Source organism: Rhizobium sp. C1 (genome assembly GCF_021026335.1).
Classification (GTDB): domain Bacteria; phylum Pseudomonadota; class Alphaproteobacteria; order Rhizobiales; family Rhizobiaceae; genus Ensifer_A.
Genome location: NZ_JAJNCY010000013.1, coordinates 1 through 13,204 on the forward strand (window position 1 = coordinate 1; position 13,204 = coordinate 13,204).

Sequence of the window (13,204 nt, forward strand, 5' to 3'; positions counted from 1 at the left end):
ACATAAAGGGCCGCATCAGATGCGGCCGTTTCTTTTTAAAACATAACGCGGGGTGGAGCAGCCCGGTAGCTCGTCAGGCTCATAACCTGAAGGCCGCAGGTTCAAATCCTGCCCCCGCAACCAACCTCTCAACCACCAAAAAAAGCCCGCCATGGAAAAATCCAGCGGGCTTTTGCGCGTGCAGGGGCGCGTCTTGATAGCGGGTGTCCGGCGAAGTCCCTTTAGCTATGCAATACGGTCCCCCCTGAAACGCGGGCAAGCTCGGTCTCGGTCCGAGCCGTCGGACGCACGGCCAGGCGTTCCGTCAGCAGCGCACGGGCCAGGGTCCGCTGGCCTGCACGGTCCGCAGCAACAATCAGCGTCTGCGTCAACAGATCACGCTGCGCGTGGCTGCCGCCGATGCGGACGATCTTGTAGCGGATGGGAAGCAGCCGCTCGACCGTGCGGGCATAATCACCTTCCGCGAAGGCGAGCACCCCGTCGATGATCCGCCGGCCGACATCAACCGTAATCTCGTGATTGTCGCCCTGTCCATCTCGGGCATAGGCATCCAGAGACTGCTGCAGCCGTTCGACGCCTGCAGGATCGCCGGCGCGCGAGATGGCCAGCGCAATATGCAGGTCGTTGAAGACTAGCACATGGTCATCGACATGGGTGAGCCATTGCGCCGCGACCGGCGCCCAGCGATTGCCCACATCGCCGCCGGCCAGTTCGATGCGCCAGAGAAGGGCCGAGGCATCGACGAGATCAAGCAGGGAGTCCTCCGCGAGCCGCGGTGCGATGAAGCGATCGTAATCCGCCAGCACGTCCGCGATCTGTCCTTCCTCGATCAGGTAGAGCGCCAGGTGCCAGCCATTGTGGATGGACAGCGCATGCGCCTTGCTCCATGCGGGCTGCGACGCTTTCAGAAATTTGATGCCTTCGCTTTGCCGGCTCTCAGTCTCGAGCACATGGGCGACGGCATGCACGGCCCATCCATCCTCGGCGTTGCGGCTGATCGCCTCCAGACCGACCTGTTCCGCGCGCTTCGTTTCTCCCGCCTCTTCAAGGCCGAAGGCATATTGGCCGAGCACATAGCCATAGGTGTCGCTCTGGCGGTCCCACGCGGGCAGAACGCGCGCAACTGAATCGCGGATGTTCAGGGAATGGCCAAGGTAGAAATAGGTGTCATGGGCAAAGCGCAGCGCCAGGGCATCCGTCGGATGATCGAGAAGGATGTCTTCCCAAAGCCCGGCGGCATCAATGATACGGCCCTCTGACCAGGCCTTGGCGGCGGCGAGATGGCGCCGCTCGCGGCTGGTCGCGCCGCCAATGCTTGCTTCCGCCGCAGCGATCGCCCCGGTCACCGCGGGGTTGTCGCCGCGAAACCCGTTGAGTGTCAGCAGCGATGCGACGGCGCTGTGTCCGAGGCTGAAGCCTGGATCGCGATCGGTCGCCTCTCGGAGCGTGGCGACCGGGTCACCCTTCCAGGCGTAATAGTCGGCGATCGCCAGATTGAGCAGATCCGCCGAAGCGGTTGTTCCCGTTATTGCAAGTCCCTGTGCGTCCTTTGGCATCTTCTCAGCTCCTTATTCGGCGTTTGCTGGCCGGTGATGCAACGAAACGAAGCCCCTGATGTCATGGGCAACGCGTGACGGAATTTCCCAATGCGGCGCATGGCCCACATCGGTGTAATTGATGGCTGTATGCCGGGTTGCCGCGTGCGACAGCGCCAGTTGGGCCTCGCGGTCGAAGATCGTGTCCTCTTCTCCCCATAGGGTGAGAATGGCCAAATCGGCAGGCAAATCCGGCAAGCCAGCGGGTTCATCGATCAGCCCGTCGAGCGCGCCCGTCCATGTGTGGAGATCGAGCTTTGCGCTTTCCGCGACAAAGACCGCCAGTTGCGCGTCGGGCAAGGGCACTTTTGTGGTCCCGGCCTGGAACTGTTCGATGAAATCGACCGGGACGCTATTCCCCAGTTGCTTCAGTTCTTCGCGGAACTCGAGGAGGCCCGGATGTGCCCGGGCTGTGCGGGCCGGGCCGATCAGGATGAGGCTTTGCAGGAGATCGGGACGTTGTTCCGCGACGCGCTGGGCGACAATGGTGCCCAGCGAATGTCCTACCAGATGGACGGGGCCGGCAGCCAGCTGCTCGATGAAGCCGATCGCATCCGCCGCAAAATCCGCGATGCGGTAACGCTCCGCGCGCGGCGTTTCTCCGTGCCCTCGCTGGTCGAGCGCGATCAGGCGAAAGGAAGGGGCGAGCAGAGGAAAGAGGAGCTCGAAGCTTCGCCAGCTGTCGGTGTAGCCGTGCAGAAAGACGATTGCCGGGCCGGCCGCACCGTTGTCGACATAGTGAAGTGTCTGACCATTCGGCAGCGTGGCCTGATGGCTGTTGATCGGCGTGCTCATTTCTGTGCCTCCTCGCCCGTGGCCAGCAGATCGGCTTCAAGAGCGGCCAGTTCCCGTGGCGCGGTGGTCTTGATGAAGAGAAACCATGCCACGCCAAGAGCCAGCAGCACCAGGAAAACATAAGGCAGCAACGAGGTCGGCCAGGCCGGGACGGGATAGACGCTGCCGATCAGCGGTATCAGCAGAAGCAGGATGGTGAAGATGCTGACAACCGTGTGCCAAGGCTTCAGCGCGTTCAGGCGCTTGAGGAAGAAGGTCGTTCCGGCCGCAACGAGAATATAGGCAAAGAGGAAGCCGAAGGTGGCGATGGTGCCGAGCAGGCCGAACGTATCGAGCAGACCATAGCCCGATTGCGTCAGCGCCAGAGACAGAGCCGCAGCAATAATGGCCAGCAGGGTGACGGCGATATGCGGTGTCGCATTGACCGCGTGGGCCGTACTTGCGGACTTGTGAAAGAGGCCATGACGGGACAGGGCGAAGAGAACGCGCGCGCCCGCATTGAGGCTGCCCAGTGTGCAGGCAAAGAAGCTCAGTGCGACGCCGAGATCGATTAGACTGCCCACAAAGCCGATGCCAAGCTGGCCGGCGGCGGTGGTCAGCGGCGCCTCGGCTTTATCGAGCGTAACCGGAAGGCCGTGAAAGGCTTTCGTCAATCCGTAGGAGCTGATGACGAAGAGCAAGCCGATCGAGACGACGCTGATGATCACGGCGCGTGGTATGGCCCGGTAGGGCGACTTAGCCTCTGCGCCGAGCGTGGTGGCGCTTTCAAAGCCGACGAAGCTGAAAAAGGCCAGCACCAGGCCGAGGCGCAATGTGTCGGCGCTGACGCCTTCGAAATGGGTCTGCGCGGGATCGACCACCGGCCCGACGGTGAAGATCGAGCCGATCGCGACGATCAGGATCAGCACCACTGTTGCCAGTTCGATGACCAGAATGGCGCGCGTCGAGAGCAGGATGTCGCGATAAGCCAGCCACCAGGCGCCAAAGATTACCGCCAGGCTGATGACGAGTGTCAGCGGCCCGTCGAGGCCGGTCACGCCAAATGTATGAGCCAGCACGAGCAAGGAATTGACCGATCCGCCGATCACTGCGCCGGCGGTAAAGAGATAGGCGATCAGGAGCGACCAGCCCGCGATGACACCCCAGAAACCACCAAGACCCTGACCGGCGAAGACATAGAGAGCGCCCGGACTGGCAGTGCGGCGGGCGAACTGGTTGATGTTCCAGGACACGAATAGGAGAGCGATCGTGGCAAACAGATAGGCGACCCAGGTCGCATTGCCCGCCACCGCAAAAACAACCGGGATCACCAATGCAGGTGTTCCAGAGGGAGCGACGGTGCCGATGGACTGGGCAATCACCTCCGGCAAGGACAGGCGTCCCCGGGCGAGATCGCCGCGGGTATGTGCGCTGCCTTCTATTCCTGTTGTTTCCGTCCCTGAAACCGTCATCTTCTCATCTCCTGAAATAGCCATGATTGCGATGAAGAAGAGGCCTCTTCTTTTTATCTATAATATTTATGGATTTTAAGTACGAAAGGAATACGTTTTCAACATTGCCGTTCGGTCTGGAAATTCATATCGGCGAATGAATACCTTTGAGCCTGCGCTTTCGGGTGGTTCGAGAGGAATCTCTCTGATTTCTTCGCCAACAGTCTCTTCGACCGCGCACCAATCTGAAATCGATATGCGGGTGCGAAAGTCGCCTAATGGACGTCGGGCTCGGCATTTTGGTTTGATGCCGCTGTACGCAAGATGCGCAGCCGCGCTCCAGTAAGTGTCGGCGGCCAGCTTATTCTGGATCTGTTCGGTGGGTACTTCAGGCCACGTTTGATATTCTAGGCTATTGGAAGGCCGTTTCCCCTGTCGTCGTGATCCGACATTTCTCGCCTTTGAACGGAGGTCGTTTCTGCTCGACATTGGTCAGCGTGAAACAGACGGAAAACAGCCTCTTTGAGCTCGTCGGTGCGCTTCACGCCCGCAGAAGGTTAACCGCACACCCCCACCCGTACCGTCGTTCGGCGTCCTATAGCACCGTCGCCGCCTCGGAGATCACGGTCGCTCCGCCGCTCGTACTTCCGCAACCTTCGCCGAAGAAGCCGTCTGCCATGTCGCGGTCGAGGCGCAGCATATTCTCTAGCCCTTTATTTCCCTCAACAAGATCAGACAGAAAAACGCCGTCCAGAGAGCGATAAAAGGCAGCAACCGCGTCACAGATTGCGCCCCGAAGCCGGCAGACCGAGACGAGAGGGCAGTTGTTCGATCCGCCGAAACATTCCGCAAACGGTAGATCGGCCTCGAACAGCCGGAAGACGTTTCCGATGGATATGCGGGATGCTGGGCGCAACAACTGTACGCCTCCGCCTCGTCCCCGTGTGGCATCGACGAAACCGTGCTGCCCCAACAGTCGAATGACCTGACCAAGATGGTTCTCGGAGGCGTTGCATGCCTCCGCAATGTCCCGTTTGCGCACGTTGACTTGCGCATTGACGGCGCAGAACATCAGCGTTCTGATCGCCAGATTGGTTCGCATCGTGATGCGCATGGTGCCCCGTCCCCCCGGATGGACAATCTATATCTCCTTTCATGACATGACATTTGTGCGTCGGATTTGATCTACATCACGCTGCCCATCCCCCAAACTTGATCCATGTCATTTCCCGCCAGCGCGTTTCGGCTAAAGACGCATCTGAGATACATGAATTCCAGGGATGGCTGTGGTGACCTCGAGAACGAAAAGGGCTGACGACCCGGCTGCCGCGCGGCTGAAGGCCATTGAAAGGCGCGCCCTGCGGCCCTTGCGGACGGCGGGGCTTGCGGGTGTGCTCGCAACGGCGATGGTTTTGCCGCAAAGCTTCATCGTCGGAGATAGCCTTGGAGCGCTTGTGACAGGGCAAAGCGCGTTGCTGGGTCCCTTGCCGGCGGCGATTGCCTATGCGGCCCTTGGTCTTTTCCGCCATGGGCTGGATGGGCTTGGCGGGCGCATCGCCTTTCGTGCAGCACAGGAACTTGTCGCCGGCGAACGCGCCGATCTGGCCACCTCGCAAAGCCTGATTTCGCCGTTTGGCGCGGGCTCGATCCTGTCGGGCGAGGGCGCAGCCCTCATCGGCGACAAGCTGGATTTCCTCCTTGTCTATCTCACGCGCTATCACACCGCCGCCTTCAGGGCCCGGTATCTTCCATTGGCTATCCTGCTGGCGACCGCCTGGTTTTCCTGGGCTGCCGCCCTGATCCTCGTGATGTCGGGGCCGCTCATCCCGCTCTTCATGGCGCTGATCGGTTATGCGGCGCGGGATGCCAGCGCCCGCCATCTCAAGGAGACCGGAACGCTCAATGCGCTGCTTCTCGAGCGGTTGAATGCGCTGGTCGATATCAAGCTTCTCGATGGTCGAGACGTCATGCTGCGCCAGTTCTTCGCCAGTGCGGATGACCTGAAGCAGCGGACCATGGCGGTGCTGCGGATCGCCTTCCTGTCATCCACGGTGCTTGAACTTTTTTCAGCGCTCGGCGTGGCCATGGTGGCCGTCTATGTCGGCTTCAGCCTGCTGGGCACGTTCGGTTTCGGGACCTATGGGAGCGCCATGACGCTGTTGCAGGGGATTTTCCTGTTGCTGCTGGCACCGGAATTTTTCGCACCGCTGCGCGAACTCGCAGCCGCCTGGCATGACCGCGCCGCCGCCCTTGCTCTGGCCGGCGAATTGGCGGAGATCGACACCCGGCCCTCGACGGCGATCCTGGGCAAGGGACGCCGCGTGATGCCGCTCTCCGGCGCGGTGCAGATCAAGACACATGACTTGCGCTATTGCCCCGCCCCGGGCGCCATCATTTCCTATCCCGACATCGAGATCCGCGCCGGCGACACGGTGGCGGTCACCGGTCCGAGCGGCGTCGGGAAGAGCACTTTGCTTGCGCTCTTTGCCGGGCTTGCGCGCGCCCATCAGGGCAGCATTCAGGTCTGTGGGGCCGATCTGGCCGATCCTGTCGCAGATGCCTGGCGGCGGCGGATTGCCTGGGTGTCGCAGACGCCGCATTTCGCCAAGGCGAGTCTTCTCGCCAACATCGTGGGTTCCGACGAGCAGCGCGACGAGCCACGTCTGGCGGCGGCCATCAGCGCCGCCGGTCTTGAGCCGGTTGTCGCGGCCTTGCCGCGCGGCATGCTGACAACGCTCGGTGAAACCGGCAGCGGCCTGTCGGGCGGTGAAGCAAGACGGGTCATGCTGGCGCGCGCCTTCTATGCGCGGGCCGATGTCATTCTGGCTGACGAGCCGACGGCAGATCTCGATCCCGCCAATGCGGCGCGCATCACGCAGAGCCTGCTGGCCGTCGCCGGCGCCGGCAAGACGCTCATCATCGCCACGCATGATCCAGAGTTGACGGCAAAGCTCGGACGGGAGCTCCGACTGGGATGTCAGGTATGAAAAGGCTTCTGCGCATCTTCGTTCGGGTCTGGCGTCCGCATGCGCGTCAGCTGGCGCTCGGCAGCCTGTTTTCCATTCTCGTCTTTGCGGCCGGAACGGCACTGCTCGCCGTGTCCGGCTGGTTCATCACGGCAACCGGGATCGCCGGCCTTGCGGGCTTCGGACTTGCCTTCGACGTCTTCGGTCCCAGCGCCGCCATTCGCTTTCTTGCCCTTGGCCGGGCGGGTGCGCGCTATGGCGAGCGCCTGATGACGCACGAGGCCACATTGAAGGGGCTGGCGGAACTGCGCGGGCAACTGCTGGCCGCCATGACGCGCGCGCCCTTGCGCAAGCTCGCGGCGCTGAACGGTTCGGAGCGGCTCAATCATCTGACCCTCGATGTCGATGCGCTTGATGGTCTGGCGCTGCGGCTCAGCATCCCGTTTCTGGCGGCTTTCGTTGTTTCGGCCGGCTTCCTGCTTCTGATCTGGCACATCGAGAGCGGGCTTGTCGCTCTCTGGCAGGCAGCAAGCCTTGCCCTCGGATTCCTGCTGGCTGTCACGCTAATGCTGAAATGGGCGCTGCGGCCGTCCCGGCTGGCGCACAAGGCCCTGCAGGCCGTGCGGCTGAGATTGATTGATCTGTTGCGTGCGCGGCCGGAACTTGCCGTCGCCGGAACGCTGGCTGCACAGACCTCTGCCTTGCTTGATGCGCAGGCACGGCTTCAGCAGGCGCAGGCGCGTGTCGATCTGGCGGAACGACTTTCGGGCCTGCTGCTGAGCTTTGCCACAACACTGGCGGCGGCCGGCAGCCTTTATCTCGGCCTTCATCTTGCTGAGGCAAAAGCCATCGATCCTGCTCTCGCCGCGCTCGGTTTCTTCGGCGCTCTGGGTGCCGGAGAAATCATCGCGCCGGCCCATCGCGGCATCGCTGAACTCGGCCGCATCCTCAACGCTGCGCGGCGTGTCGATGCGCAAATGCAGGAGACAGGCGCAGTCAGGAGAGGCGGAGCTGCGGATGATTCTGAGACACCTGGCGATCACCCGGTTCTGTCTCTGGAAAAAGTGACATTCCGTCAGGGCGGCAGGGTCCTTGTGAAGGAGATGGACCTTGCCCTTCGATCGGGGGAAACCGTCGCTCTGGCTGGACCGAGCGGCGTGGGCAAGTCCACTCTGCTGCTTCTGGCCATGGGCCAGCTTGCGCCGGATGGCGGCCGGATCCGGCTCCAGGGGCGCGATATAGCGACCTATCACGAGAAGGACCTTTTCGCGTTGGCGACCCTGTTGCCGCAGCGAAGCGCACTGATCAGCGGCACGATCATGGATGCACTCAGACTGGCGCGGTCTGATGTCGATACGCAACAGGCCTGGGCTGTGCTGCAGGCCGTTGCGCTCGATCAGGTGGTGGCGGCAAAGGGCGGTCTGGATTTCACGCTGGGCGAAGCCGGAGCAGGCCTCTCCGGCGGCGAACGACGACGGCTGGCGCTGGCGCGCGTGCTGCTGCGCCGGCCCGCCCTGCTGTTGCTCGACGAGCCGACTGAAGGCCTCGATCCGCCAATGGCGACTGCGGTGCTTGCCGGGATACGTAGTTTCCTGCCAGACGCCGCCATTCTGATGGCGTCCCATCGCAAACCGGAACTCGCCTTTGCCGATCGCGTCGTATCGCTCGGCTGAGCCTGCGACCGATCAGCGCAAAGGTGCATTTAGAATACATCTATTTGACCTCGATCAACTCGCCGGCCGGCCGATGGCGGTAAGTATTCCCCAGACACTATGTTTCGATAGGCGAGAGCATTATGGATATCGACGTCGTCGAGCTGTCACGACTGCAATTTGCAATGACAGCGCTCTATCATTTTCTTTTTGTGCCTCTGACACTGGGACTTTCGGTCATCGTTGCCATCATGGAGACGGTCTATGTCATGACCGATCGTCCGATATGGCGGCAGATGACCAAGTTCTGGGGCACGTTGTTCGGCATCAACTTCGTTCTTGGCGTCGCGACCGGCATCACCATGGAATTCCAGTTCGGCATGAACTGGAGCTATTACAGTCACTATGTCGGCGATATCTTCGGCGCGCCACTGGCGGTCGAGGGCCTGATGGCCTTCTTTCTCGAGGCGACTTTTGTCGGTCTCTTTTTCTTCGGCTGGGACCGGCTGTCCAAGCGCGCGCATCTCATCGTCGCCTGGCTTGTCGCCATCGGCTCGAATTTCTCGGCACTTTGGATCCTCATCGCCAATGGCTGGATGCAGAACCCGGTGGGGGCGGCCTTCAACCCGCTGACGATGCGCATGGAGATGACCTCGTTCTTCGATGTCGTCTTCAATGAGGTGGCACAGGCCAAGTTCGTGCATACGGTTTCGGCAGGCTACGTCACGGCTTCGGTCTTCGTGCTCGGCGTTTCGGCCTGGTATCTGCTCAAAGGCCGCCACACCGATCTCGCCCGCCGCTCGATTGCGGTGGCCGCCTCTTTCGGTCTCGCCTCGGCCCTCTCGGTCGTCGTGCTGGGCGATGAGTCCGGCTATTCTGTCACCCTGTCGCAGAAGATGAAGCTCGCGGCCATCGAGGGCATGTGGGAGACCCAACCTGCACCGGCCTCCTTCACGCTTCTCGGCTTCCCCGACCAGAAGGCCCGCGAGACGCATTATGCGATCCATGTTCCCTATGTCATGGGTCTCATCGGTACGCGTTCGCTCACCCGCGAAATCCCCGGCATTGCCGATCTGGTGAAGCAGGCGGAAACCCGCATTCGCTCAGGAATCATTGCCTATAACGCGCTGATGGACTACCGCGCCAACAAGGGCAAGGTCGCAGACGACGTCGCCAGGACCTTTGAAGAGCACAGCAAGGATCTCGGCTTTGCCCTGCTGCTCAAGCGCTATGTCGACGATCCGCGTCAGGCAACCGATACACAGATCGCGCAGGCCGCCAATGATACGGTGCCAACCGTCTGGCCGCTCTTCTGGGCCTTCCGGCTCATGGTGGCGCTGGGCTTCTCCTTCATTGGTCTCATGGTCTGGTTCTTCTGGATGTCGTCCTTCCGCAACATGCGCTTCCCGCGCGTGGCGCTGCGGCTCGCCGTCATTCTCATCCCGGCGCCCTGGATTGCTGCTGAACTCGGCTGGTTCGTCGCCGAATTCGGCCGCCAGCCCTGGACGGTGGACGGCGTTCTGCCGACCGCGCTTTCAGCTTCGAGCCTGTCGGTGGCAGACCTCGCCATCACGCTCGCCGGCTTCGTTCTGTTCTACAGCGTGCTCTTCATCATCGAGATGGGCCTGATGGTGAAATATATCCGCAAGGGTCCGTATATCGACGTGTCCGAGACCAACCGCTGGCAATCGGACCATCGCGACCGGTTGAGCGCACCCGCACCCCTTGCCCAACCTGCGGAGTAACGATCATGATCCTCAATGAACTTGTTCCTTTCGAATTCCTGCGGGTGATCTGGTGGGCCCTGCTCGGTGTTCTTCTCACCGGCTTTGCACTGACTGACGGTTTCGATCTCGGCGTCGGCGCACTGCTTCCCTTTGTCGGCAAGACCGACAGCGAGCGGCGCGTCGCCATCAACACGATCGGCCCGGTCTGGGAAGGTAACCAGGTGTGGTTCATCCTGGGTGGCGGCGCGATCTTCGCCGCCTGGCCGCCGCTCTATGCCGTCAGCTTTTCGGGCTTCTATCTCGCCATGTTCGCGGTTCTCGCAGCCCTCATCCTGCGCCCGGTCGGCTTCAAGTATCGCTCGAAGCGGGAAAGCGCGCTCTGGCGCAACGGCTGGGATTGGGCGCTCTTCGTCGGCGGCTTCGTACCGGCACTCATCTTCGGCGTCGCCATGGGCAATGTCCTGCAGGGCGTACCCTTCCGTCTCAACGAGGACCTGAAGATTTTCTACGACGGCACATTCTTCGGCCTGCTCAATCCCTTTGCGCTGCTGACCGGCATCGTCTCTCTCTCCATGCTGATCACGCATGGCGCGGCATGGCTCCAGCTCAAGGCGGAGGGGCCGGTGCGTGATCGCGCCCGGGCCATCGGTTCGGTAGCAGCTCTCGTCACGATCGTGACCTATGTCCTGGCCGGTCTCTGGCTTGCCGGCGGCATCGGCGGCTACAGTCTCGTCGGTCAGATCGTCAGTGACGGTCCTTCGAACCCGACATTCAGCGAGACAGCGCGCACGGCCAGCTGGTTTGGCGCTTTCGCCGAACGGCCCTGGATCGCTGTTGCGCCCGTTCTGGGCCTGCTCGGCTCGCTGCTCGCCTTCTTCGGTCTGCGCGCCGGCAAGGACGTAGCGACGCTGCTTTATTCGAAGCTCGCGATCATCGGCATCATCTCGTCGGTGGGTCTGACGATGTTCCCCTACATCCTGCCCTCCTCGATCGACGCCCGGTCGTCGCTGACGGTGTGGAATGCCTCGTCGTCGCAGCAGACCCTCTTCGTCATGCTGGTTGCTGCGGTCATCTTCGTGCCGATCATTCTGGCCTACACCGCCTGGGTCTACAAGGTTCTGTGGGGCAAGGTGACAGAAGCCGACATCAACCGCGATCACGAAACCGTCTATTGAGAGGAGACCTCGATCATGTGGTATTTTGCCTGGCTTCTCGGCCTGCCGCTCGCCGCGCTGTTCGCCGTCGTCAACGCCATGTGGCTGGAAATGCAGCAGGACCGGCAGATGATGAACGGAACGCATGACAAGCGCGACGACCCGCGAAGGTAATTTGCGCCGAACAAAAACCGAGCCGTCCGTCATCCTGAAAGCAAGACGCCCGCAAACATATCGTTGCGGGCGTTTTCAGTCTGGGATCTTTCAGAACCCGATCATTCCCACTCGATCGTTCCCGGCGGCTTGGATGTCACGTCGTAGACCACGCGGTTGACGCCCTTGACCTCGTTGATGATGCGGGTCGCGGTGCGGCCGAGGAAGGCCATGTCGTAGGGGAAGAAGTCGGCGGTCATGCCGTCGACGGAGGTGACGGCGCGCAGTGCCAGAACCCGGTCATAGGTGCGGCCATCGCCCATGACGCCGACCGTCTGGACCGGCAGCAGGACCGAGAAGGCCTGCCAGATCTTGTCGTAGAGGCCGGCCTTGCGGATTTCCTCGATATAGATCGCATCCGCCTTGCGCAGGATGTCCAGCTTTTCGCGGGTCACGCCACCGGGGAGACGAATGGCAAGGCCCGGACCCGGGAACGGGTGGCGGCCGATGAAGCTTTCCGGCAGGCCGAGTTCGCGGCCGAGCGCGCGGACTTCGTCCTTGAACAGCTCGCGCAGCGGCTCGACCAGCCGCATGTTCATGCGGTCGGGCAGGCCGCCGACATTGTGGTGGCTCTTGATGGTGACGGAGGGGCCGCCCGAGAAGGAGACGCTTTCGATGACGTCCGGATAGAGCGTGCCCTGCGCCAGGAAGCGCACCGGGCCCTTGCCGTCGGTGGCGATCTTGCGGGCTTCTTCCTCGAAGACTTCGATGAAGAGGCGGCCGATGGTCTTGCGCTTCTTTTCAGGGTCCGCCTCGCCTTCGAGCTGGCCGATGAAGAGATCGGAAGCGTCCACATGGACAAGCGGGATGTTGTAGTGGTCGCGGAACATGCCGACGACCTGCTCGGTCTCGCCCTGACGCATGAGGCCGTGATCGACATAGATGCAGGTCAGCTGATCGCCGATGGCTTCGTGGATCAGCACGGCCGCCACGGAGCTATCCACGCCGCCGGACAGGCCGCAGATGACGCGTTCCTTGCCGACCTGATCGCGGATCTTCTGGACCATCTCGGCGCGGTAGGCCGACATGGTCCAGTCGGCATGCAGGCCGACGATCTTGTGCACGAAATTGGCAATCAGCTTGCCGCCATCCGGCGTGTGAACCACTTCCGGGTGGAACATGGTCGTGTAGTAGCGCTTCGCCTCGTTGACGCAGATAGCGAAGGGGGCGTTTTCGGACACGCCGATGATTTCGAAGCCTTCCGGCGCCTGCGTGACGCGGTCGCCATGGCTCATCCAGACCGGATATTCGCCGCCGACTTCCCAGAGGCCGTCGAAGAGCGGGGAGTTCTTGAGGATTTTCACATCCGCACGGCCGAATTCGGCGGCATGACCACCTTCAACGACACCGCCCAGCTGCACGGCCATGGTCTGCTGGCCGTAGCAGATCGCCATGATCGGAATGCCGGCGTCGAACACGTCCTGCGGCGCGCGGGGACTTCCCTCGCGGGTGACGGAGTCAGGGCCGCCGGAGAAGATCACGCCCTTGGGCTTCAGCTTCTGAAATCCTTCGCCCGCCTTCTGATACGGCCAGATTTCGCAATAGACGCCCGTCTCGCGAATGCGCCGGGCAATCAGCTGCGTGACCTGGCTGCCGAAATCGATGATGAGGATGGATTCAGAATGGGCGTCGTGTGACATGAACAGCCTTTGCTAAGAGGCCGCGGAGGCGT

Annotated in this window: 10 protein-coding genes and 1 tRNA gene; 6 read left to right on the top strand and 5 right to left on the bottom strand. The window is 62.0% G+C overall.

Annotation, left to right across the window (positions count from 1 at the left end):
• Positions 1–46: 46 nt before the first annotated feature.
• A tRNA-Met gene (locus LQK83_RS20300) sits at positions 47–123 on the top strand.
• Positions 124–221: 98 nt separating this feature from the next.
• On the opposite strand, the gene LQK83_RS20305 is transcribed toward LQK83_RS20300, so the two are convergent.
• From LQK83_RS20305 to LQK83_RS20320, 4 genes are all read right to left on the bottom strand, one after another.
• Positions 222–1,556, bottom strand: a complete 1,335-nt coding sequence (locus LQK83_RS20305) for a tetratricopeptide repeat protein (protein ID WP_230839310.1) — start codon at positions 1,554–1,556, stop codon at positions 222–224.
• Positions 1,557–1,568: 12 nt separating this feature from the next.
• Positions 1,569–2,390, bottom strand: a complete 822-nt coding sequence (locus LQK83_RS20310; protein ID WP_230839311.1) for an alpha/beta fold hydrolase — start codon at positions 2,388–2,390, stop codon at positions 1,569–1,571.
• A complete protein-coding gene (locus LQK83_RS20315) occupies positions 2,387–3,841 on the bottom strand; it encodes an APC family permease (protein ID WP_230839312.1) in 1,455 nt (484 codons plus the stop codon). Before LQK83_RS20315 ends, LQK83_RS20310 begins: the two co-directional genes overlap by 4 nt.
• A 574-nt stretch (positions 3,842–4,415) precedes the next feature.
• A complete protein-coding gene (locus LQK83_RS20320) occupies positions 4,416–4,934 on the bottom strand; it encodes an RrF2 family transcriptional regulator (RefSeq protein ID WP_230839313.1) in 519 nt (172 codons plus the stop codon).
• Between the two features lie 175 nt (positions 4,935–5,109).
• On the opposite strand from LQK83_RS20320, the gene cydD reads away from it, so the two are divergent.
• The 5 genes from cydD (at position 5,110) to cydX (ending at position 11,493) form a co-directional block, all read left to right on the top strand.
• A complete protein-coding gene (gene cydD, locus LQK83_RS20325; protein ID WP_230839314.1) occupies positions 5,110–6,807 on the top strand; it encodes a thiol reductant ABC exporter subunit CydD in 1,698 nt (565 codons plus the stop codon).
• Positions 6,804–8,459 (top strand): amino acid ABC transporter ATP-binding/permease protein, encoded by a 1,656-nt coding sequence (locus tag LQK83_RS20330; RefSeq protein WP_230839315.1) that lies wholly within the window; start codon positions 6,804–6,806, stop codon positions 8,457–8,459. Before cydD ends, LQK83_RS20330 begins: the two co-directional genes overlap by 4 nt.
• Positions 8,460–8,581: 122 nt before the next feature.
• Positions 8,582–10,183: a cytochrome ubiquinol oxidase subunit I gene (locus LQK83_RS20335; RefSeq protein WP_230839316.1), complete on the top strand. Its 1,602-nt coding sequence runs from the start codon at positions 8,582–8,584 to the stop codon at positions 10,181–10,183.
• Positions 10,184–10,188: 5 nt separating this feature from the next.
• On the top strand, positions 10,189–11,340 hold the full coding sequence (cydB, locus tag LQK83_RS20340; protein WP_230839317.1) for a cytochrome d ubiquinol oxidase subunit II: 1,152 nt from the start codon (positions 10,189–10,191) through the stop codon (positions 11,338–11,340).
• Between the two features lie 15 nt (positions 11,341–11,355).
• Positions 11,356–11,493 (top strand): cytochrome bd-I oxidase subunit CydX, encoded by a 138-nt coding sequence (cydX, locus tag LQK83_RS20345; protein ID WP_230839318.1) that lies wholly within the window; start codon positions 11,356–11,358, stop codon positions 11,491–11,493.
• Between the two features lie 101 nt (positions 11,494–11,594).
• Here the strand turns inward: cydX and guaA are convergent, their stop codons facing one another.
• Entirely contained in the window at positions 11,595–13,172 is a 1,578-nt protein-coding gene (gene guaA, locus LQK83_RS20350) for a glutamine-hydrolyzing GMP synthase (RefSeq protein ID WP_230839319.1), read from the bottom strand.
• Between the last annotated feature and the right edge of the window lie 32 nt (positions 13,173–13,204).